Below are 20,558 nucleotides of genomic sequence, written 5' to 3'. Positions count from 1 at the left end.
AAGGAAATCCTGATGTCCACACCGTCCAGCCGCGATATCCTGGCGCAGCTTGTCGCCTTCGACACGACCAGCCGCGTCTCGAACCTGCCGCTGATCCGGTATGTGGGGGACTTTCTATCCGCGTATGGGGTCGAGAGCCGCACGATCCCGGACGAGACCGGTCAGAAGGCCAACCTGTGGGCGACCATCGGACCCGCCGACCGGTCCGGTGTGATCCTGTCGGGACATACGGACACGGTGCCGGTGGATGGTCAGGACTGGGCCAGCGATCCGTTCACGCTGGATGCGCGGGACGGCAGGCTGTACGGGCGCGGATCCTGCGACATGAAAGGCTTTCTGGCCTGCGCGCTGGCCGCCGTGCCGGGCCTGGTCGCGCGGGATCTGGCCCGTCCCGTGCATCTGGCGTTTTCCTATGACGAGGAGGTCGGCTGCGTCGGCGTCGTGGGCCTGCTGGAGATGCTGCAATCCGAAAACATCCGCCCCGCCATGTGCATCGTCGGAGAGCCGACGCTGATGCAGGTGGTCACCGGCCACAAGGCCAAGCGGTCGATGCGGGTGACGGTGCGGGGCCGGGGGTGTCATTCCTCGCTGGCGCCGCAGGGCGTGAACGCGATCGACCAGGCCGCGCGGCTGATCGTGCGGATGCAGGACATCGCCGCCCGGCTGGCCGCGCGGGGCGGTATCGACCGTGACTACGACATCACCCACAGCACCGCCCATACCGGCATCATCCGCGGCGGCACCGCGCTGAACATCGTGCCCGACATCTGCGTCTTCGATTGCGAATTCCGCGTGCTGCCCTTCGAGGATGCCGATGCGCTTGTCGACGAACTGCGCGACTACGCGCGCGAGCTGGAGGCCGCGATGCAGCGTATCGCCCCCGAAGCCGGGATCGAGATCGACCTCTATGCCCAGTTTCCGGGGCTGGACACGTCGCCCGACGCGCCCGTGGTGACGCTGGCCAAAAGCCTGACGGGCAGCAACGGACATTCCAAGGTCGCCTTCGGAACCGAAGGCGGCCGCTTTGACCAGATGCTGGGCGTGCCGACGATCATCTGCGGACCGGGGTCGATCACGCAGGCGCACAAGCCGGATGAATATGTGGAACAATCGCAACTGGACGCCTGTGACGCCTTTCTCGCGCAGCTTGCAGATTGGGCCCGTATCGGACGCGATTGGCGGTGACCGGCCGCTACCGAAAGACGGATCAGACAGCAGATCGTCCCGGGCTGGTTGCCGGTTTGAACCGCAGCAGCCGTGCCGTGGCCTTGCTGATCGCATCCGGCGAGTAGAGGAAGGGCACATGGTCCGATGCCGCCCATGTCTCGGCCAGGTCGGCGTAGTGCCGCGAACGCGGGTCGCCGGATTGGCCGGGATAGTTCAGACACAGGCTGCGATCCCAGTCTCCCACATCCATCACCAGCCGGACCGAGGCGCCGGAGGTGACCGAAAAGTCCTCCGGCCGATAGGCCATGTTCATGACGGTGGACTGAGAGCCGCCCACGCCATGCGGTCCGACATCCCATTCGGCATTTCCGCGCAATGGGCTTGCGGCGTGACGCATCAGCGCCTGATGCAGATGGCTCCAGGCCCAAGCGGCGGGATCGGGTCCAAGCCGCGTCGCACAATCGGCCCAGGCCGCGGCGAGTGTTCGGGTCAGAAGCGCGTCGCGATCTTCCGTGCTCCAGGCAGGCTCGGGCGTCTCGATCAGCGCGACCAGGCGGTCAAGGTCGCCCGGCAGCAGAAGCCGCCGCAGATCCGGATCGGGCGCGAAGCGGCCAAGGATGCCGGGGCGAAGGTGGGTCATCCACCACAATTCGAACAGCGCCGCCGGCGCGCTCTGGGCCGTCAGACAGGAATTCCATCCCGAAAGCAATCGAAGGGCAGCGCCGGTGTCGCCGGTCGCCGGGAGATTCTCGAGACAGGCGCATAGGCGTTTCGCGATCAGGGACAGGACGTCGGTCTGAAGGGCCGCGGAATCGGCAAGCCCGTGGCGCGTCTGTTCGGACAGGGTTTGTCTGATGCGGCGGGCACGGCTGCCATCGGCCCATTCGTGCCCGATCGAAGGCGCGCCCTTCGCGAGAAACGATTTCGGCAGGTTCATCTCGTTGGCCGAGGCCACGAAACCCCCGGCCGGGTTCTTTGCCCGTGGCAGCGCGGCGGCATCCCGAAACCCCTGCCATTCGTATCTGCCATCGCCGGGAACCGGCAGGATTCCGGGCCAGTTGGCGCGCAATGGCACCAAACCGGCCGTGAACCAGCCGATATCGCCTTTCGTGTCTGCCGCGACATGGTTCACCGCCGGGCTGCCCCAATGCGACAACGATCGCGCAAAGGCATCGACCGTATCGGCGCGAAGATAGGACAGGCTGCCCAGATAGGCGGCGCTTCCCGGTTCGGCCCAGACCGACCGGATCGCCACAAGCCGCCGACGCCGGTGGTCCTGGTGCAGGATCGGTCCGTGGCGGGTGAAGGAAAGGGCAAGATGCTGATCGGGACAGCCCTTGACCGCGAAGCGTTCATCGACGCGCACCACGCTTTCCCACCCGCCGCCGTAGCGGTAGCGATCGGGATCGGCAGGATCGGTCTCGTAGACATAGACGTCTTCCTGATCGGCCCGGAAGATCGTCAGCCCGAAGGCCAGATCCTGATTATGGCCTATCGACACGCCCGGCACGGCGGGTTCGCCCGCCCCGATCACGTCCAGGCCCGGCGCGCGCAGGTGAACGAGATAGCGAAGCGATGGCACGGCCTGGGTTCGGTGAGGGTCGCTTGCAAGGATCGGCCGGCCCGTTTCGGTTCGCTCGCCATGCACCGCCCAGTTGTTCGAGCCCTCGTCGGCAAGCCGGCGCACCACCTCGGCCTGGGCGGTCACGCGCGACCAGCTTGGCGCCTCGTCCAGCGTCGCTTGCAGCCGCGCGGGTTCGAAGCTGACCGGCGCGGTCCCGAGCTTGTAGAGTTCGCAGGCCGCAAGGGGCACATCGCGGGGATCCGAACCGGTCAGGGATCCCGGATCGACCGGGGGTTCCAGATCGGCGCGCAGCCGATCGGTTTCGGCATCGGCCCTGCCTAGAACCTGCGCGCGGAGGATCTCGGACAATGCGTTGTGGACCAGCGCGTGGCTGCGGATCCGCACAACGTCTTCCGGTTCCCAGCTTGCGGGACGGGTTCCCAGCAGCGCGAATTCCGGCGGCAGGCGATCGGGCTCGACCCGGGTCAGTGCGATCCAGGCATTGATGCCCGCGACGAAGGCTGCGCAGATGTCCCGCGTCCCGTCGCCATAGGCCGCCCATTCCGCGTCCATGTCGCCGCGATAGAGGAAATGTCGCGCGGCATGATCCTGTGCAAGATACCCCGGACCGAAATCGGCGGCCAGCAGGCCAAGCCCGCGCTTGCGCCACAGGTCGATCTGCCACAGGCGGTCGCGTGCCGCGTTCCAGCCCTGAAGGAAGAATACATCGTGAAGGCTGCCCGCCTCGATATGGGCGATGCCCCATCGATCGACGCGGATCTCGGCCGGTCCTTCAAGGCCGTGCAGGACGAATGTCTCGGGCGCGGTCCCGGGATTCGTGTCAGAAGGGGTTTCAGGCATGGGTCGGGCTTTCTCGCTGTCTCGGTCCGCTCAGACGTGATGGCAGGCGACGAAAGCGCCGTCAGGACGCGGTGTCAGCTCGGGCCGGGACTGCGAACAGATTTCGGTGGCCAGCGGGCAACGGGTATGAAAGGCGCAGCCCCTTGGAATTTTCGCCGGACTTGGCAGTTCGCCGTGCAACGGAAACCGCTCCTTGCCGCGCTGCAGAACGGGATCCGGCTCGGGCACGGCCGACATCAGCGCGCGGGTATAGGGGTGATGGGCTTTGGCAAAGAAGGTCTCGCGCTCGGCGATTTCGACGAAGCGTCCCAGATACATGACCACCACGCGATCGGCGATGTGGCGCACGACGCCCAGATCGTGGCTGATGAACAGGTAGGACACGCCGGTCCGCCGCTGAAGTTCCACAAGCAGGTTCAGGATCTGCGCCCTGACCGACACGTCCAGCGCGCTGACCGGCTCGTCGCAGATCACCAGATCGGGCTCCAGCGCAAGCGCCCGGGCGATCACCACCCGCTGACGCTGCCCACCCGAGAACTGATGCGGATAGCGGCTGGCGAATTCGGGACGCAGTCCGACCTGACGCAGAAGCCGGGCCACGCGCGCCTTCAAGGCCGCGCCGCGGGCCACGCCGCGCACCAGCAAAGGCTCTGCGATGGCGGCGCCGATGGTCGCGCGGGGATCCAGGGACAGGGCCGGATCCTGAAAGATCATCTGCACCCGACGGCGGATGTCGCGCAAGGCACGCCGCGAGGCGCCCGTCACCTCGTCGCCGCCGATGCGGATGCTGCCGCCGGGCTGCACCGGCTCCAGACCGACGATGGCGTTCGAGAGGGTCGATTTGCCGCAGCCGGATTCGCCGACCAGCGCCACCGTCTCTGCGCGGCCGATCGTCAGGGAAACGCCGTTCACGGCGCGGATCACCGGGCGTTCGCGGTCCAGCAGTCCTTTGCGTCCGCCGAAATATACGGCGACGTCGTGCAGCTCCAGCACCGGCGATCCGGCCCTTTCCCCGTCGCTCATGCCGTCACCCTGGTGCCCTGTTTCGACAATTCGCCGATCCGGTCGATGTGCCAGCAGGCGGCGCGGTGTCCGGTGCCGCAATCGAACAGCGGCGGCTGTTCCGTTCTGCATTGCTGGTCGGCAAGCGGACAGCGATCGGCGAACCGACAGCCCGGCCCGAATTCCTCGGCCGTCGGCACCGTCCCCTCGATGGTCGGCAACTCGGCCTTGGCCGCCGCATCCAGCCTGGGCACGCTTGCCAGCAGCAAGGCGGAATAGGGATGCCTGGGCGACGAGAACAGCGCCTGCACCGGCGCGATCTCGGCAATCCGGCCGGCATACATCACCGCAACCTCATCGGCGATATCGGCGACCACCCCCATGTCATGGGTGATAAACACGATCGAGGTGTGATGCTCGGCCACCAGCTTCTTCATCAGGTCCAGGATCTGCGCCTGGATGGTCACGTCCAGCGCCGTCGTCGGTTCGTCCGCGACCAGCACCTTGGGGCTGTTGATCAGCGCGATCGAGATCATCACCCGCTGGCACATGCCCCCCGACAGTTCGAACGGATATTGATGCAGACGCCGGTCCGGATCGGAAATGCCGACATCGGCCAGCATGTCGCGCGCCTTGGCCATCGCCTCGGCCCGGCCGACATCGTGATGCAACCGGTAGGCCTCTGCCACCTGGCTGCCGATCGTCGTGAGAGGGTCGAGCGAGGCGGAAGGCTCCTGGAAGATGATCGCAATCTCGCGGCCGCGAATGTGGCGCAGCGACCTGTTGGACAGAGCCAACAATTCGGTGTCGCCCAGCCTTATGCGTCCGCCAGCCAGCCGCGCGGCGGGCGGCAGCAGACCCAGGATGGCATAGGCGGTCAGCGATTTGCCACAACCCGATTCGCCGACCAGCGCCATGACCCGCCCCGGCCGCACGATGAAAGAGACATCGTCGACGACCCGGGCGCCGCCGATCTCGACGCTCAGGCCCTCTGCCGTCAGGGTGCGGGCCCCGTCGCTGCCGGTCCCGTCGCTCATTCCGGCGCCCGTGGCCGCTGATAGGTGCCGATCGAGTTGCCGCCATCGACGCTGAGCGTGGCACCGGTGATGAATCCGGCCGCCTCCGAGCAGAGAAAGGCGATCGCCGCCGGCGCGTCCTCGGGGCCGCTCTCGCGTCCCAGGGGGATCCGTTCCAGCATCCGCGCGACATAGTCCCGGTCCAGATGGCTGACTTCGCTGCCCTGGGCAAAGCCGGGCTCGACCACGTTGACGCGAATGCCGTGCTGCGCACATGCCAGCGCCAGGCCCTTGGACAACCGGTCCACTGCCGTTTTCGAGATGCAATAGGGCGCGCCGGTGGTGTTCATCTGCCGCGCCGCGCCCGACGAAATGTCGATGATGCTGCCTTTCACGCCTTCCGCTATCATCAGCTTGGCCATTTCACGCCCAAGATAGAAGGGGGCGCGGACATTCACGTCCATCACCAGATCCCAGTCCGAAAGGTCCATCTGCATCAGGTCGAAACGCGTATAGATGCCCGCATTGCTGACCAGGATATCCGGCGCGCCCCATTCGCGAGCGACCATGGCGACCAGTTCGTCCATCGAGGCTTGCCGTGTCAGTTCGGTCTCGTGGACCAGAATGCGGGACGGATCCGGTTCCAGATCGGCGACCATGGAATGCAGCGCATCGGCGCGGCGATCCGACAGGCACAGTCTTGCGCCACGTTGCGCGAAATACCTGGCGATGCGTCGCCCGAAGATGCCCGCGGCGCCGGTCAGGACAAGGCGTTTGTCGGCAAAGTCGATGTTCATGGATATTCTCCTTCAGCGGGACCGGGAGCGCGGATCGATCCAGTCGCGCAGCCAGTCCCCCAGCACGTTGACGGAAAAGACGAGCAGGAAAAGGCAGGCGCCCGGCACGAAGACGATCCACGGAGCCCGTTCCAGATATTGGCGTCCGACGCTCATGATCGACCCCCATGACGGGGTTGGCGGCTGGATGCCGAGGCCCAGGAAGGAAAGGCCGCTCTCGAACAGGATCATGAGGCCGAATTCGGCCGTTGCGACGATCAGGATGGGACCGGCGATGTTCGGCAGGATGTGGTGGATCAGAATGCGCCCGGCGCCTGCACCCGCCAATTCGGATGCGCGGATGAACGGAAGTCCCGCGACGGTCAGCGTCTGACCGAATGCCACGCGGGTGTAGCGTGGCCAGCGGGTCAGTCCCAGGACCAGCACCAGCTTGATGAAGCCCGGCCCCAGCACCGCCACGGTCAGGACGGCCAGCAGGATCGCCGGGATCGACATCATGATGTCCACGGCGCGCATGATGAGGGTCTCGACCCAGCCGCGATACCAGCCGGCCACCATTCCCAGCGACACGCCCACGACCGTGGACACCGCGACCGACAGGACCGACACGGCAAGCGAGATGCGGGCACCGTAAAGCACGCGGGACAGCAGGTCGCGACCCAGATCGTCCGTTCCCAGAAGATAAGTGACGTCGCGATAGGTGTAGCCCGGCGGCCGGAGCCGCGCGAGAAGGCTTTGATCGTTGGGATCTTGCGGCGCGATCCAGGGTGCCAGCACGGCCAGCACCACGATCACGACGAACAGAATCGCGACCAGGACGACCGATAGCGGCATCTGCGGCAGGCGCGGCCGGGGCAGGGGGAAGGTGATGATTGCCATGTCGCTGCTCCTACCGCATCAGCCTGATACGCGGATCGACGAAGCCGTAGATGAGGTCGGCCAGCACGCTTGTCAGCACGTAGACCACCGAAATCAGCAACACGATCATCTGGACGACCAGAAAGTCCCGCGCCTGGATCGACTGGATGGCCAGCAGGCCGATGCCGGGCCATGCGAAGACGGTTTCGATGATCACGGCGCCTGCCAGCAGATTGCCGATCTCGAGCGCCGTGATGGTGATGAGCGGGATTGACGCATTTCGAAGCACGTGCCGGAGGATGGTCTGATCCATCCGCATTCCCCGCGCCGTCGCGGCACGCACGTAATCCTTGCCCAGTTCGTCGAGGATCGCGATGCGCGTCATCCGTGCAAACGTCGCCATCGACACGGAACCAAGAGCAATCGACGGCATGACAAGGGCCGAAATGCTGCCCGTGCCCGAGGTCGGCAGCCAGCGCAGCAGCACGCCGAAAATCGCGATCAGCAGGATGCCGGACAGGAAGGTCGGCACGCTCTGACCGGTCACAACCACCGCGGTCAGGCCGCGTTCGATCCAGCCGCCACGCCGGGTCGCCATGACCACGCCGATCGGAATGCCAAGGCCCAAGGCGACCGCAAGGGCGCCTGCGGCCAGTTCGATTGTATAGGGAACGCGCGCGGCGACGATCTGCGATACCGGGACGCGCTGCACGACGGACGTTCCGAAATCGAGACGCAGAAGATCGCCCAGGTAATCCAGATATTGCACGCCGATCGGCCGATCGAACCCCAGCTGACGCCGCAGGTTGGCGATCACCTCGGCCGATGCATCCTGCGGGACCAGCAGAAGGGTCGGATCGCCCGACAGGTGCATCACGACGAAGACGATGGTGAGGACGCCGAAGATCGCGATGACCGCCTGCAACAGGCGATTGACGATGTAGCGCAGCATGGCCCTGATGTCCCCTGGCTGCTATTCGGACCAGCTCATGTCCATGACGAACATCGACTCGTTTGCGGTCGGCTGCCATTGCAGCCGTTCGCTGGCGCCATAGAGCGCATAGACCTGATAGAGGCCCAGTCCAGGCACGTCTTCGCGCAGGATCTGGTAGGCGGTTTCGTATTCGGCCTTGCGTTTTGCCTCGTCCAGCGTCGAACGGGCGGCATCCACCGCCTCGTCGAATGCCGGATTGGAATATTTGGCCCAGATGCTGCCGGTGCGGAACAGCGGGAAGATGATGCCGTCGGCATCCTGACAGGCGCAGGACCAGGCCCCGATCGCCAATGATCCGGCATTCTCGGGATCGCCCTGCCGCCGCTTGAGGAAGGTCGCCTGGTCGCTGGACGAGATCGAGACATCAAGCCCGACATCCTGAAGCATCTGCTGGATCGCCTGGACCATCGCCTGATTATACGAGGGTGACGTGAGGAATTCGAGCGTCGCGCCTTCGGCTCCGGCCTCTTGCAGCAGCGCCCTGGCCTTGTCCGGATCATAGGGATAGCCTTCGATCTGGTCGGTATAGCCGAAGATCGGCGGTGCCCCGAGAATGTTGACCGGCGAGGCATAGCCTTCCAGCAACGCATCGATCAGGGTCTGGCGGTCCAGCGCATAGGCGATTGCCTGACGCACGCGCACATCTTCCGTCGGCCCGGCCTGCGCGTTGATATAGAGATATCCGACCCGTTCGGTCGGCACCGACAGCAGCTTCACGCCGCTTGCCCCGTCGACGCTGGATGCCTGATCCGGCGGCACGTCGCGGATCAGGTCGGCCTGGCCGGTCTTGAGATCGGCAATCCGCGTCGAGACATCGGGCACGGCACGGAACAGCACCCGCTCGAACGGTGGCTGGCCGCCCCAGTAATCGGCGAAAGCTTCCAGTTCGGTCTCGACGCCCTTCCGCCAGGCGGTCAGCTTGTAGGGGCCGCTGCCCATGGGCTTCAGGTTGAATTCTTCGTCCCCGACCGCCTCGACATAGGCCTTGGGCACGATCGAAAGCTTGACGAGTTGCGCCAGAAGCGCGGGATAGGGCGACTTTGTGGTGATCCTGACGGTGGTCGGATCAATCGCTTCGGCCCTCTCGATCTGGTTGAACTGCGACAGCTGCGGGCTGTTCAGGTCGGGATCGATGATCCGATTGATCGAATAGGCCACGTCCTCGGCCGTCAGGGACGTGCCGTCATGAAAGGCGACGTCGTCGCGGATGGTGAAGGTCAGGGTCGTGTCGTCGTCCTGCGTCCAGCCGGTCGCGATCTGCGGGACGATCTCGCCTTCGGCGTTCCGTGTCACGAGGTTGTCGAAGATGTTCCGATAGACGGAATAGCTGTCGGTGTTCCACTGCAGGTGCGGATCAAGCGTCGCCGGATCGCCCGGCAGGTCGATCGTCAGCAATTCCTTGGTCTGGGCCAGCGCCGGTCCGGCGGCAAGCACCGCGGCCAGCAATGTCGAGGCAAGAAGCCTTACTGAAAGTCTCGGTCTCATGGCGTCCTCTCTGTTGGTTGGTCGGTGTTTCTTGTTGGTCTTTTTGGTCTTGCCGGATGTAGCCCCGGTTCTGTCTTTTCCTTCGCTGTCCGCCGCTTGCGCTCAGGTCGAGCCGGTCAGCCCGGCCTCCCGGGCGCAATAGCGGGCGATCTCGGCATGGGTGGCCACCCAGGCACCGCCCTTTGCCTGCACGGCCCGGATGACCTCTTCGAGCACGAAGATACGCGAGCGGTGGCCGATATGATGAGGGTGCATCGTCACCTGGAACAGACCGCCTTCGGTCTGCGCCAGCTCCATTTCCCGAAGCAGGATCTCCAGCACCATCGCCGGGCCGGCATAGGGGCGGGCATGGCTCATCCGGTCCATCGCCATATAGGGCGCGTCGTCGCGGATCCATTCCACCGGAACCTCGACGATCCCGGTCGCCTCATCGCCATCCAGGATCTCGTAGGGGTCGTCATCGGCCATCAGCGAGGAATCATAGAGCAAACCCATCTCGCGGATGATCGACAGGGTATGGGGACTGAAATCCCACGACGCCGTCCGCATTCCGACAGGCCGCGTTCCCGTCAGCCGTTCCAGCGCGTCGGCCGCGCGCAGCGACAGCTCTCGCTCGGTCGCATGATCGAGTCGGGAGTTCATCTCGTGGATCCAGCTGTGGATCGCCATTTCGTGCCCGGCACCGGTGACTGCCTGCACCTCGTCGGGATGCAGCAGGCCGGCAACGGCGGGCATGAAGAAGGATGCCGGGACCGAGGCCCGATCCAGCACGCGCAGGATCCGTTCGATGCCTCGCCTTGCGCCATAGGCGCCCTGCGACATGCGACCGACCGAATTTCCGCCGTTGCGCAATTCGAACGTCTCGTGATCGCTGTCGAAAGACAATGCGACGGCCCATGTCGCGCCGTCTTTCCACGTTTCGGGCCGCAGTGACCGCCCGGCGGCCGCCTGACCTGCCTTCCGGCGCCAGGTTTCCTCGGGCCAGGTCCAGGGATCGGTCGAATCTCCGGCCATTGCCATCTCCCGTCACAGGGCGCTTCGGCGCATTCATCCTGACTTCGACCCTAGCCCCGACTGGGATCTGGACAAGCGGCTAAATCGCGGTTTCATTCATGTATGTGAATAAGGAAGTGAAAAGCGCCGGTCGGGTCCTGGACCTCATCGCCTATCTCGCAAATTGCCGGGAGCCTGTCGGCCTGGCACGGGTTTCGCGTGACATGTCGCTGCCCGGCAGCAGCTTGCACGCACTTCTTCACACGCTTGTCGCGCGCGGTCATGTCCATCAGGGCACCGACGGCCGGTTCGTTCTGGTCGAGGAAAGCCGGCACGGTTTTCCGTTTCGCCGCAACGAGAACGCGCTTGTCCATGCAGCGATGCCCGTGATGATGCGACTGCGCGATCACAGCGACGAGACGGTGATCCTGTCGATCCTGACGGCGGGCGGCGAAATCAGGCGGCTGTCGAAAGTCGTGAGCCGCAATCCGGTGCGCTATGATGTCCATATCGACGCGGCGATCACGCCCCATTGCACCGCCAGCGGCCGCGTGCTGCTGGCCTATGCGCCGGGCAAGGTCGTGAACGCCTATTTCGCGCGGGTGACCATGCTCGGCTATACGCCGCGCACCGAAACCCGGCCGGCCGTCCTGCGCGATTTGCTGCATCAGGTCCGGCGGCAGGGTCATGCCGTGAATGATGGCGAGTTCGTCACCGGATCGACCGGCATCGCCATTCCCCTTCGCGGCGCGAGCGGCAGGGTAGTTGCCGCGCTGAACCTGGGAATGCCCAGCACGCGATACCTGGGCCGCGAGCGCGTTCTCTTGGCGATGTTGCAGGAGGCCGGCCGAAAGATTCAGACGGCGCTGGTCACAGCCGCGACGGTGCAGGCCGCATCCATGGAGCAGGGAAATTCAGGTGATGATCGCTGAGGCTATCGGGCCTCTGATTTCGCTTCGACCAGGCGATCCTCTCCGGCCAGAAGTTCTTCAAGAAAGACGCTGAACAATTGTGCGCGGCTTTCCACGCCTGCCTTCGAATAGATGCGCGTCGATTGCGCCCGGATGGTTCCGGTCGCGGTGCCGCGAAACTCTGCTATCGCCTCATTGTCGAACCCCTTGAGAATGAGCAGTCCCACATCCTTTTCCGATGGCGTCAGATTCCATTCCTCGAAGAAGGCATCGATTATCTGCGCCATCTCGCCGCGCGCGCCGCGCAGGCCGCGGTCCAATTCTTCCATGCGGCTCATGACCGCCCGCAGTTCGATCATCAGAAAGACGACACCGGCGATCAAGACGACAGAAGCAACCGCCTCCATGTAGAAATGGGCTTCGCTGAGATAGGTGTCTTCCTTGAAATCAGAGACGACATCGCTGAAGAAGAACGCCGCGCTCAGCGCCTGCAACAGAATGATCACGGCGAGCGTCACCGCCCGCCGTTTGTCGTTTCTGGATCGCTGCAAACTGTTTTTCATTCGACCGGTCTATCATTCGGGATGCGCTTGCGGCCGTGTATCATCGCCTGCACAAGCGGGACACCCGAACGCCATGTGTCGAAGACAACGCCAAGGACATGTGCCGTGATTGAAATCAACAGCCAATCATAGGCCAGATCATGGGTCTGCGCGACCCAATCGACACCGAAGAACCTGGCAGTCCCCATCATGAAGCCGGTCGCTGCGATGACCAGCAGCGTCGCCCAGATATTATAGACCATCAAGGCTCCCAGCGGGTTGTGGGACAGGTGTACGGTCTTGTCTCCCCGGCGCATCTCTTTCAGATAGCCTAGCGCCCGGAACGGATTTGGCGGGAAGGCCGAAAACCGCGCAGGGCGCGAGCCGATGATTCCCCAAAGCAATCGGACCCCGACAAGCACCAGCATCGTATAGCCAGCCCACAGATGAAGGGGGCTGTCCTTGGCGACAATGGCCGCGTTGATCACGACCATCAGAACCACGCCCCAATGGATCAGGCGGACCAGCGGATCCCAGACCTGAACCGTCCTGTCGGTGCGGGCGCTTTCGCGCCCGCTGCCGAGATCATGTTTTCCCAGCATGACGGCATCACTTCGACAGGATTTTCGTCACGAGTCCGGTGGCCGGATCGACGTAGACCTCGTTGAGCGTCTTGCCCATGACGGCATAAGCCTCGATCTTGCCGTCCTCCATCTGCACCTTGCGGACCTCGTAGCCCATCCCGACAAGGCCGGCCTTGACCTCGTCCATGGTTTTCCCCAGCTGGGCGCCCTGGGTGACTTCGGCGGCAAAGGCAGGAAGTGCGACGACCATCGCGGTGGCAATCAGGAACTTGCGCATTTGGTATCCTTTCAGGTTGAGTCGCGACGACATCGCGACGGTCCGGTGCAGATGCTCCTGTCCGCCGGGGAAAAACAGGCACGGCGGGCTTATGCAAGCCGACATAAGCGTCAGCGTATGGGGCCGGCCCGACGACATTTCGCCGAAATGGGGGCGACTGTTGCGGAAAAACGGCCATCGCGACAGGGGGAAGGACCACCGAAGATGCGCGGGATCATCCCGCGCGCCGCTCTGCCGTTCGCTGAGCCGGGACTGGGGGCAGGTGTCTGAAACGCCATTCGGGTTCGGCCCCGCGTCGCGGCCCCCTTGGCCGTGACGATCACGATAGCTTCGCTTGCCCGGCCGGTGTTTGGCTATAGGAATGGCGTGACAGAACAAGAGGCCGGACATGGAAGACTGCATCATCATCGGCGGAGGCCCGGCGGGACTGACCGCGGCGCTCTATCTTGCCCGGTTCCTGCGCCGCGTCACGGTTTTCGACGCCGGAGCGGGGCGGGCGCGGATGATCCCGAAAACCCATAATCTCGGACCCTTTCCGGACGGCATTTCCGGGAAGGAGCTTCTTGACCGGATGCGCGCGCATGCCGAACTTTACGGTGCCAGGATCGAAAACGCGACGGTCGAGGCGGTCCAGAAACAGGGCGACCTGTTCCGGGTCACGGCCGACCGCCGGACCGAAACCGCGCGCTTCGTCATTTTCGCGTCCGGGGTCGTCAACCATCGGCCGCCGCTGTCGGCCAGCGACCACGATCGGGGCGTCGCGCAGGGGCTGATCCGTTATTGCCCGGTCTGCGATGCCTATGAAATTCGCGACAAGCGTGTTGCCGTCCTGGGGAATGGCGCGCATGGCCTGGCCGAGGCGCGCTTCGTTCGCGACTATTCCCCGACGGTGACGCTGATCCCGCCCGAGGGGATTCCGGCGCGCGCAAGGGACGGGATCGGCGCCCTGGACGCGCCGATGAAAGGTCTGGCTCTGACGGATTCGCAGGTCGTCGTGACGCTGGAAGACGGCCAGACGCACCATTTCGACACGCTCTATGTCGCCCTGGGCACCTCCGCGCATTCGGAACTGGCCGGTTCGCTGGGCGTCGGACTTGGTGATGCGGGCTGCATCATCGGCGATGCAAAACTGAAAACCAGCATCGACGGAGTCTATGCCATCGGTGATATCACCGACGGGCTGGATCAGATCGCCCATGCGATGGGTCAGGCCGCCGTGGCCGCGACCGCGATCCACAATGCGCTGCCGGGAACCGCACGCGAATAATGACCTGCCCATGGCGACGGATCGCAGGTCGTCCGTCCCGGTGCCGATGCGTCCCGCATTCGGCAGGCAGATCTGGGCAAACAAGGTGCATCGGGACGAAAGGCATGGTCACGGGTGCCGGACATCCTTGCGTCGCAGGGCTGCCTGTGCCAACGCGAGAAGCGTGATCGGGTCGCCATGCTGAAAAAACTTCTCATCGTCGTCGTTGAATCGGATCCCGACCGGGCGCGGGCGATCGCGGACGGGCTGGGCGACGTCGGCGATCACGATATCCGCATCCTGGCCGAGCATTCGGCGCTGGCCCGGCGCGTGGCCGAACTGAGCCCGGACGTGGTCCTGATCGACATCGCCAATCCGTCGCGCGACATGCTCGAGGAACTTGCGCTGGCCTCTGGTCCGGCCGAACGGCCGGTGGCGATGTTCGTGGATCGTTCGGACGAACAATTGACGCGATCGGCTATCGAGGCGGGGATGTCGGCCTATGTGGTGGACGGGCTGCGCCCGGACCGCCTGAAGCCGATCATCGACGCCGCCGTCGCGCGCTTTCATATCCTGCGGCAATTGCGGGCCGAACTGGCCGCCACCCGTGCCGCGCTGGAAGACCGCAAGATCGTGGATCGTGCCAAGGCCGTGCTGATGAAGGCGCGCGGCATCGACGAGGCCGAGGCCTATGCGCTGCTGCGCAAGACGGCGATGGATCAGGGCAAGCGCATCGGCGAAATCGCGCAGCAACTGGTGACGGCGGCGGGATTGCTGGGGCGATGATCGCGCTGCGGCTAGGCTATCTTCCCCTGGTTGACGCGGCGCCGCTGATTGTCGCGCGCGAGCTGGGTTTTGCTGCCGAAGAAGGGCTGCAACTGGATCTGATCCGGCTGGGGGCCTGGGCGCAGGGCCGCGACATGCTGGGCGCGGGGCTGATCGACGCGGCCCATATGCTGGTCCCGATGCCGATCGGTCAGGCGCTTGGGCTGGGGCCGCGCCTGCCCGACCTCGATCTGGTGATGTTTCTGTCGCATGGCGGCCAGGCGGTGGGGGTCAGCACCGCGATCGAGACCCGGCTGCGCGCGGCAGGTCACGGCTTTGACTTCTCCGACGCCGGGGCGGCGGGCCGGGCCTTGCGCGGCGCGATCACCGGGCCGCTGCGGGTGGGGGTGCCGTTCATGTTCTCGACCCAGCTTGAACTGATCCGCCACTGGCTCGGCGCTTCGGGATTCAGCGAAGATGATCTGCATCTCAAGACCGTGCCGCCGCCGATGATGGCCGATGCGCTGGCGGCGGCCGAAATCGACGCCTTCTGCGTGGGCGAACCCTGGGCCTCGTTTGCGGTCGAACGCGGCATCGCCGCGCTGCTGCTGCCGGGCACGGCGATCTGGACCTCGCCGCCCGAAAAGGGATTGGTCCTGCGGCGTGACTTCGCCGAAACCCGGCCCGGGCAGACCGGCGCGCTGATGCGCGCGATCTGGCGGGCGGGGCGCTGGCTGGATGAACCCGACCATCGCGGCACCGCCGCCGAGATCGTGTCGCGCGCCGAATATCTGGATCTGCCGTCCGAACTTGTTGAACGCGGGCTGACCGGCCGGCTGCTGGTTTCCCCGGCCGGCGAGGCGCGCGCGGTCCCGCGCCTGCTGGCGTTCAATGCCGGAGCGGCCAGCTTTCCCTGGAAAAGCCTGGCCGCGCTGATCGCGCGCAATATCGCACTGCGCCACGATTTGCCGCCCGAGGGCGCGATGCAGCGCGCGATGGGGCATTTCCGCACCGATCTTTATCGCCGGCACCTGAGACCGGCAGGCGCGTCCCTGCCCGGCGCGTCGCTGCGACTGGAGGGGATGATCGGTGAAGATCGCACCGTCGCGGCCGAGCGTGGCCAGATGATCCTGCGCGCCGACAGCTTCTTCGACGGCTTCGTGTTCGAGCCGCCGATCCCGGATTCATCCATAAACTGACCACTTTTCAGGCAATCACCGCATCCGCCGCAAAAACTTGATGCGCCGCGCGGTTTTCCCCGGTGGCATCGGTCGCGATCGCGGTGTTCCGCTTGCCCTGCCGCCGGACAAGCGTGAAGATGCAGGACATGGCCAGGACGCAATGGCGCGCCACAGGCCCGTTCGCAACGTTGCGCACGATTTCCGCGAGGACGCGGTTCCCCTGACAGCCTGATTGCGCGTTCCGCCGCGGACCTCCCTCTGGGAGCCACGATGGATGTCTGCGCGATCCGTCCCACGCCAGCCATCGGAGCATCTCATGTCCCATCCTTCGCAGCAGGATTCACGCCGCGCGCTGAGCCTGTCCACCCTTGCCTTCACCATCTGTTTCGCCGTCTGGACGATCTTCTCGATCATCGGCATCCAGATCAGCCAGCAGCTTGGCCTGTCCGAGACGCAGTTCGGCCTGCTGGTGGGGCTGCCGATCCTGACCGGCTCGCTGAGCCGGATCGTTCTGGGCGTTGCCACCGACCGACTGGGCGGGCGTCTGGTCTATACGCTGAACATGCTGAGCGCCGCACTGGCGACGCTGCTGCTGTCATGGGCCACGACCTATCCGCAAATGCTGCTGGCCGCGCTTGGCGTGGGTCTTGCGGGCGGGTCCTTCGCGGTCGGCGTGGCCTATGTGTCCCGCTTCTATCGCGATGCGCAGCAGGGCACCGCGCTTGGCATTTTCGGCGTCGGCAATGTCGGCGCGGCGGTGACCAAATTCGTCGCGCCCTTCGTGATGGTTGCCGTCGGCTGGCAGGCCACGGCGCAGATCTGGGCCCTCGCGCTGGCCGTGACGGCCGTGCTGTTCTGGATCCTCAGCAAGGATGATCCGGTCACCGCCGCCCGGCGCGGCAGCGCGGCATCCCGGCGCAGCCTGCGCGCCGAATTCGCGCCGCTGAGGAACCTCCAGGTCTGGCGCTTCTCGGCCTATTACTTCTTCGCCTTCGGCGCGTTCGTCGCGCTGGCGCTGTGGCTGCCGCATTACCTGATCGGTGTCTATGGCTTCGACGTGAAGGTGGCGGGCATGGTCGGGGCGGCCTATTCGATCCCGGCCTCCATCTTCCGCGCCTATGGCGGCGTGCTGTCCGACCGGATCGGGGCGCGCCGGGTGCTGTATGCCACCTTCGCGGTGTCGCTGGCGGCGACCGCGATCCTGTCGATCCCGGCGGGGGTCACCCTGCCGGTGTTCCTGGTGGTGATCTTCATTCTGGGCTTCGTGATGAGCCTGGGGAAAGCCGCCGTCTACAAGCATATCCCAAGCTATTATCCGCACAATGTCGGCGCCGTCGGCGGCCTGGTCGGCATGATCGGCGGATTGGGCGGCTTCGCGCTGCCGCTGCTGTTCGGCTGGCTGAAGGATCAGACCGGGCTGTGGTCCAGCTGTTTCATGGTTCTGTTCGTGCTGGTCGCCGCCTGTGCGCTGTGGATGCACGCCTCGGTCCGTCGCATGGGCCGTCCCGCCGCCATGCAAGCCGCCTGAAAGGATCTGTCGCCATGAAGAAGAAACTGGTCGTTATCGGCGCCGGCATGGCCTCGGGCCGTTTGCTGGAACATCTGTTTGAAACCGCCCCGGACGCCTGGCAGGTGACGCTGTTCAACGGCGAGCCGCGCGGCAACTACAACCGGTTGATGCTGTCGCCGGTCCTGTCGGGCGAAAAGACCTATGACGACATCGTCACCCACGATGCTGACTGGTATGCGGCCCATGGCGTCGATTGCCGCTTTGGCCAGCCGGTGGTGCGGATCGACCGCGCCGCGCGCGTGGTCCATTCGAACCAAAGCAGCGCCGAATATGACGCGCTGGTGATCGCCACGGGCTCGGCCCCCTTCATCATCCCGGTGGCGGGCAAGGATCTGCCCGGCGTCGTGACCTATCGCGATCTGGAAGACACCGATGCGATGATCGAGGCGGGCAGGGCCGGCCGGGATGCGGTCGTGATCGGCGGCGGCCTGCTGGGCCTGGAAGCCGCTGCCGGCATGGCTGCGCGCGGGGCGAAGGTCACCGTCATTCACCTGATGGGCCACCTGATGGAACGCCAGCTTGATCCTGCGGCGGGCTATCTGCTGCAACGGGACCTGGAACGGCGTGGCATCGCCGTCCACTGCAAGGGGGCCACTAAGGCGATCCTGGGTCACGACCGGGCCGAGGCGGTGCTGCTGGAAGACGGCACCGTCTATCCCGCCGATCTGGTCTGCATGGCCGTGGGCATCCGCCCCGAGACCCGCATCGCCGTGGACGCACGGCTGGAGGTCGAGCGCGGCATCACCGTCGATGACGGCCTGCGCACCAGCGATCCGAACATCTTCGCACTTGGCGAATGCGTGGAACATCGCGGCCAGCTGTTCGGCCTTGTCGCGCCGCTTTACGATCAGGCTCGGGCGCTGGCCCGGACCCTGTCCGGCGAGACGGCCGAATTCCGCCCGGTCCAGACCGCGACCAAACTGAAGGTGACCGGCTGCGATCTGTTCAGCGCGGGCGATTTCGCCGAGGCGCAGGGCCGCGAGGATATCGTGTTCCGCGATCCGGGGCGTGGCATCTACAAGCGGCTGGTCCTGCAGGACAACCGCGTCATCGGCGTGGTCATGTATGGCGACACGGCTGACGGCAACTGGTTCTACGGGCTGATCAAGGACGGCACCGATATCGAGCAGATGCGCGACACGCTGATCTTCGGTCCCGGCTTCCAGGGAGGGTCCAGGCCGGACCCTATGGCGGCCGTTGCAGCCTTGCCGCCTGAGGCGGAAATCTGTGGCTGCAACGGCGTCTGCAAGGGCAGCATCGTCAATGCCGTGCAAGGGGGCGCGACCACGCTGGACGCGGTTCGCGCCGGCACCAAGGCCAGCGGATCCTGTGGCACCTGCACCAGCCTCGTGGAGCAGGTGATGCGTCTGACGCTGGGCGATGGCTTTGCCGCCGCCGCGCCCGGCGGAATGTGCAAATGCACCGATCACAGTCACGAGGATGTGCGCCGGCTGATCCGGTCGATGGGTCTGAAATCCATCCCCGCCGTCATGCAGGAACTTGGCTGGAAGTCCGTCGGCGGCTGCCGTTCCTGCCGTCCGGCGCTGAATTTCTATCTGCTGGCCGAATGGCCGCTGGAATACCGGGACGACCGGCAATCGCGCTTCGTGAACGAACGCAACCACGCCAATATCCAGAAGGACGGCACCTATTCGGTGGTGCCACGCATGTGGGGCGGCGTCACCACACCGGACGAATTGCGGGCCATCGCGGATGCGGCCGACAAGTATGGCGTGCCGATGGTCAAGGTCACCGGCGGCCAGCGGATCGACCTGCTGGGCGTGCGCAAGGAGGATTTGCCGCTGATGTGGGCCGATCTGAACCGGGCCGGGCTGGTCTCGGGCCACGCCTATTCCAAGGGGCTACGGACGGTGAAGACTTGCGTGGGCAGCGAATTCTGCCGCTTTGGCACACAGGATTCGACCGGGCTGGGGATCCGGCTGGAAAAGCTGCTATGGGGGTCCTGGACACCGCACAAGGTCAAGCTGGGGGTTTCGGGCTGCCCCCGCAACTGCGCCGAGGCGACCTGCAAGGATGTGGGCATCGTCTGCGTGGACAGCGGCTACAACATCAGCGTCGCCGGCGCCGCCGGCATGGAGGTGAAGCAGACCGAGCATCTGGCCGCGACCCCCTCCGAGGACGAGGCGGTCGAGATCGTCACCGCCTTCATCCAGCTCTATCGCGAACACGCCCGTTATCTCGACCGGCCCTACAGGTGGGTCGCCAAGGTCGGCCTGGACTGGGTCATCGCGCAGGTCGTGGATGATCCCCGAAACCGCCGCGCGCTGGTCAAGCGGTTCGAGACCAGCCAGTCGGTCTATCGCCGCGATCCCTGGGCCGAACATTCGACGCCTTCGGAAACGCCCCGCTGGGCCCCGCTTGCCGATCTGACCCTGGAGGCCGCCGAATGACGCGCTATGTCGATATCGCATCGCTGGAAGACATCCCCGCCCAGGGCGCACGGCTGATCCGCACCACCGATGGCTGCGTCGCGCTGTTCCGCACCGCCGACAACCGCGTCTTCGCGCTGGATGACCGCTGCCCGCACAAGGGCGGCCCGCTGTCCGAAGGCATCGTGCATGGCCATCAGGTCACCTGCCCGCTGCATGACTGGGTGTTCGACCTGACCACCGGGGCGGCCCGGGGCGCCGATCAGGGGGCGGTCCGCACCTGGCCGGTCCGGGTGGAACGCGGTCGCATCCTGATTTCCGCCGAAAGCCTCATGCGCGGCAAGGCCGCCTGAAA

20 protein-coding genes are annotated in these 20,558 nt (G+C 65.3%); 8 read left to right on the top strand and 12 right to left on the bottom strand.

Annotation, left to right across the window (positions count from 1 at the left end; translation table 11 throughout):
- The first annotated feature begins 12 nt into the window (after positions 1-12).
- Positions 13-1,185 carry an acetylornithine deacetylase gene (argE, locus tag AC13CR_RS04620; protein ID WP_292951946.1) on the top strand — a complete coding sequence of 391 codons (1,173 nt, stop codon included), beginning with the start codon at positions 13-15 and terminating at the stop codon, positions 1,183-1,185.
- Positions 1,186-1,207: 22 nt separating this feature from the next.
- Here the strand turns inward: argE and AC13CR_RS04615 are convergent, their stop codons facing one another.
- The 8 genes from AC13CR_RS04615 to AC13CR_RS04580 all read right to left on the bottom strand — a co-directional run bounded on the left by AC13CR_RS04615 (position 1,208) and on the right by AC13CR_RS04580 (position 10,758).
- Positions 1,208-3,592 (bottom strand): penicillin acylase family protein, encoded by a 2,385-nt coding sequence (locus tag AC13CR_RS04615; RefSeq protein ID WP_482900681.1) that lies wholly within the window; start codon positions 3,590-3,592, stop codon positions 1,208-1,210.
- Positions 3,593-3,622: 30 nt separating this feature from the next.
- A complete protein-coding gene (locus tag AC13CR_RS04610; protein ID WP_446236545.1) occupies positions 3,623-4,615 on the bottom strand; it encodes an ABC transporter ATP-binding protein in 993 nt (330 codons plus the stop codon).
- On the bottom strand, positions 4,612-5,631 hold the full coding sequence (locus tag AC13CR_RS04605) for an ABC transporter ATP-binding protein (RefSeq protein ID WP_292951955.1): 1,020 nt from the start codon (positions 5,629-5,631) through the stop codon (positions 4,612-4,614). Before AC13CR_RS04605 ends, AC13CR_RS04610 begins: the two co-directional genes overlap by 4 nt.
- Positions 5,628-6,407 carry an SDR family NAD(P)-dependent oxidoreductase gene (locus AC13CR_RS04600; protein WP_292951958.1) on the bottom strand — a complete coding sequence of 260 codons (780 nt, stop codon included), beginning with the start codon at positions 6,405-6,407 and terminating at the stop codon, positions 5,628-5,630. The genes AC13CR_RS04605 and AC13CR_RS04600 overlap by 4 nt, the downstream gene beginning before the upstream one ends.
- A gap of 12 nt (positions 6,408-6,419) precedes the next feature.
- The gene (locus tag AC13CR_RS04595; RefSeq protein ID WP_292951961.1) at positions 6,420-7,286 is read right to left on the bottom strand and encodes an ABC transporter permease; all 867 of its coding nucleotides are present in this window, start codon (positions 7,284-7,286) and stop codon (positions 6,420-6,422) included.
- 10 nt (positions 7,287-7,296) lie between these two features.
- Positions 7,297-8,217, bottom strand: coding sequence for an ABC transporter permease (locus AC13CR_RS04590; RefSeq protein WP_292951964.1), 921 nt, complete (start codon positions 8,215-8,217; stop codon positions 7,297-7,299).
- Positions 8,218-8,238: 21 nt separating this feature from the next.
- Entirely contained in the window at positions 8,239-9,744 is a 1,506-nt protein-coding gene (locus AC13CR_RS04585) for an ABC transporter substrate-binding protein (RefSeq protein WP_292951967.1), read from the bottom strand.
- A gap of 102 nt (positions 9,745-9,846) precedes the next feature.
- The gene (locus tag AC13CR_RS04580) at positions 9,847-10,758 is read right to left on the bottom strand and encodes a polysaccharide deacetylase family protein (protein WP_292951970.1); all 912 of its coding nucleotides are present in this window, start codon (positions 10,756-10,758) and stop codon (positions 9,847-9,849) included.
- Between the two features lie 98 nt (positions 10,759-10,856).
- Between AC13CR_RS04580 and AC13CR_RS04575 the strand changes: the two genes are divergently transcribed.
- The gene (locus AC13CR_RS04575; protein WP_292951973.1) at positions 10,857-11,669 is read left to right on the top strand and encodes an IclR family transcriptional regulator; all 813 of its coding nucleotides are present in this window, start codon (positions 10,857-10,859) and stop codon (positions 11,667-11,669) included.
- A 2-nt stretch (positions 11,670-11,671) separates the two neighbouring features.
- On the opposite strand, the gene AC13CR_RS04570 is transcribed toward AC13CR_RS04575, so the two are convergent.
- Genes AC13CR_RS04570 through AC13CR_RS04560 form a run of 3 tightly spaced genes read right to left on the bottom strand, consistent with a single transcriptional unit; the run spans position 11,672 to position 13,051 of the window.
- The gene (locus AC13CR_RS04570; RefSeq protein WP_292951976.1) at positions 11,672-12,166 is read right to left on the bottom strand and encodes a helix-turn-helix transcriptional regulator; all 495 of its coding nucleotides are present in this window, start codon (positions 12,164-12,166) and stop codon (positions 11,672-11,674) included.
- A 41-nt stretch (positions 12,167-12,207) separates the two neighbouring features.
- A complete protein-coding gene (locus AC13CR_RS04565) occupies positions 12,208-12,792 on the bottom strand; it encodes a cytochrome b/b6 domain-containing protein (protein WP_292978931.1) in 585 nt (194 codons plus the stop codon).
- A gap of 7 nt (positions 12,793-12,799) precedes the next feature.
- Entirely contained in the window at positions 12,800-13,051 is a 252-nt protein-coding gene (locus tag AC13CR_RS04560) for a PepSY domain-containing protein (RefSeq protein WP_298856555.1), read from the bottom strand.
- 388 nt (positions 13,052-13,439) lie between these two features.
- On the opposite strand from AC13CR_RS04560, the gene AC13CR_RS04555 reads away from it, so the two are divergent.
- The 3 genes from AC13CR_RS04555 (at position 13,440) to AC13CR_RS04545 (ending at position 16,261) form a co-directional block, all read left to right on the top strand.
- A complete protein-coding gene (locus tag AC13CR_RS04555; protein ID WP_482900679.1) occupies positions 13,440-14,318 on the top strand; it encodes an NAD(P)/FAD-dependent oxidoreductase in 879 nt (292 codons plus the stop codon).
- 177 nt (positions 14,319-14,495) lie between these two features.
- Positions 14,496-15,083: an ANTAR domain-containing response regulator gene (locus AC13CR_RS04550; protein ID WP_292978933.1), complete on the top strand. Its 588-nt coding sequence runs from the start codon at positions 14,496-14,498 to the stop codon at positions 15,081-15,083.
- A complete protein-coding gene (locus AC13CR_RS04545; protein WP_292951991.1) occupies positions 15,080-16,261 on the top strand; it encodes an ABC transporter substrate-binding protein in 1,182 nt (393 codons plus the stop codon). The genes AC13CR_RS04550 and AC13CR_RS04545 overlap by 4 nt, the downstream gene beginning before the upstream one ends.
- A 7-nt stretch (positions 16,262-16,268) precedes the next feature.
- Here the strand turns inward: AC13CR_RS04545 and AC13CR_RS04540 are convergent, their stop codons facing one another.
- Entirely contained in the window at positions 16,269-16,439 is a 171-nt protein-coding gene (locus AC13CR_RS04540) for a hypothetical protein (RefSeq protein WP_292951994.1), read from the bottom strand.
- 120 nt (positions 16,440-16,559) lie between these two features.
- Between AC13CR_RS04540 and AC13CR_RS04535 the strand changes: the two genes are divergently transcribed.
- From AC13CR_RS04535 to nirD, 3 genes are read left to right on the top strand one after another with little or no spacing between them, the layout of a single operon-like run.
- Positions 16,560-17,771 carry an MFS transporter gene (locus AC13CR_RS04535; RefSeq protein WP_292951998.1) on the top strand — a complete coding sequence of 404 codons (1,212 nt, stop codon included), beginning with the start codon at positions 16,560-16,562 and terminating at the stop codon, positions 17,769-17,771.
- A 14-nt stretch (positions 17,772-17,785) separates the two neighbouring features.
- Entirely contained in the window at positions 17,786-20,224 is a 2,439-nt protein-coding gene (nirB, locus tag AC13CR_RS04530; protein ID WP_482900678.1) for a nitrite reductase large subunit NirB, read from the top strand.
- Positions 20,221-20,556 (top strand): nitrite reductase small subunit NirD, encoded by a 336-nt coding sequence (gene nirD, locus AC13CR_RS04525; protein WP_292952004.1) that lies wholly within the window; start codon positions 20,221-20,223, stop codon positions 20,554-20,556. Before nirB ends, nirD begins: the two co-directional genes overlap by 4 nt.
- The last annotated feature ends 2 nt before the right edge of the window (positions 20,557-20,558 follow it).

The sequence above is a fragment of the Paracoccus sp. L-17 genome, from assembly GCF_056857655.1.
The sequence above is the reverse complement of the archived record's forward strand: the minus strand, read 5'-3'. Positions and strand labels throughout refer to the sequence as shown.

Coding starts and splice junctions, on each gene's coding strand:
- AC13CR_RS04545 (WP_292951991.1), top strand. CDS start 15,080: ATGATCGCGCTGCGGCTAGGCTATCTTCCCCTGGTTGACGCGGCGCCG.
- argE (WP_292951946.1), top strand. CDS start 13: ATGTCCACACCGTCCAGCCGCGATATCCTGGCGCAGCTTGTCGCCTTC.
- AC13CR_RS04610 (WP_446236545.1), bottom strand. CDS start 4,615: ATGAGCGACGGGGAAAGGGCCGGATCGCCGGTGCTGGAGCTGCACGAC.
- AC13CR_RS04550 (WP_292978933.1), top strand. CDS start 14,496: ATGCTGAAAAAACTTCTCATCGTCGTCGTTGAATCGGATCCCGACCGG.
- AC13CR_RS04615 (WP_482900681.1), bottom strand. CDS start 3,592: ATGCCTGAAACCCCTTCTGACACGAATCCCGGGACCGCGCCCGAGACA.
- AC13CR_RS04565 (WP_292978931.1), bottom strand. CDS start 12,792: ATGCTGGGAAAACATGATCTCGGCAGCGGGCGCGAAAGCGCCCGCACC.
- AC13CR_RS04585 (WP_292951967.1), bottom strand. CDS start 9,744: ATGAGACCGAGACTTTCAGTAAGGCTTCTTGCCTCGACATTGCTGGCC.
- AC13CR_RS04535 (WP_292951998.1), top strand. CDS start 16,560: ATGTCCCATCCTTCGCAGCAGGATTCACGCCGCGCGCTGAGCCTGTCC.
- AC13CR_RS04555 (WP_482900679.1), top strand. CDS start 13,440: ATGGAAGACTGCATCATCATCGGCGGAGGCCCGGCGGGACTGACCGCG.
- AC13CR_RS04590 (WP_292951964.1), bottom strand. CDS start 8,217: ATGCTGCGCTACATCGTCAATCGCCTGTTGCAGGCGGTCATCGCGATC.
- AC13CR_RS04560 (WP_298856555.1), bottom strand. CDS start 13,051: ATGCGCAAGTTCCTGATTGCCACCGCGATGGTCGTCGCACTTCCTGCC.
- AC13CR_RS04580 (WP_292951970.1), bottom strand. CDS start 10,758: ATGGCCGGAGATTCGACCGATCCCTGGACCTGGCCCGAGGAAACCTGG.
- nirB (WP_482900678.1), top strand. CDS start 17,786: ATGAAGAAGAAACTGGTCGTTATCGGCGCCGGCATGGCCTCGGGCCGT.
- nirD (WP_292952004.1), top strand. CDS start 20,221: ATGACGCGCTATGTCGATATCGCATCGCTGGAAGACATCCCCGCCCAG.
- AC13CR_RS04595 (WP_292951961.1), bottom strand. CDS start 7,286: ATGGCAATCATCACCTTCCCCCTGCCCCGGCCGCGCCTGCCGCAGATG.
- AC13CR_RS04575 (WP_292951973.1), top strand. CDS start 10,857: ATGTATGTGAATAAGGAAGTGAAAAGCGCCGGTCGGGTCCTGGACCTC.
- AC13CR_RS04605 (WP_292951955.1), bottom strand. CDS start 5,631: ATGAGCGACGGGACCGGCAGCGACGGGGCCCGCACCCTGACGGCAGAG.
- AC13CR_RS04600 (WP_292951958.1), bottom strand. CDS start 6,407: ATGAACATCGACTTTGCCGACAAACGCCTTGTCCTGACCGGCGCCGCG.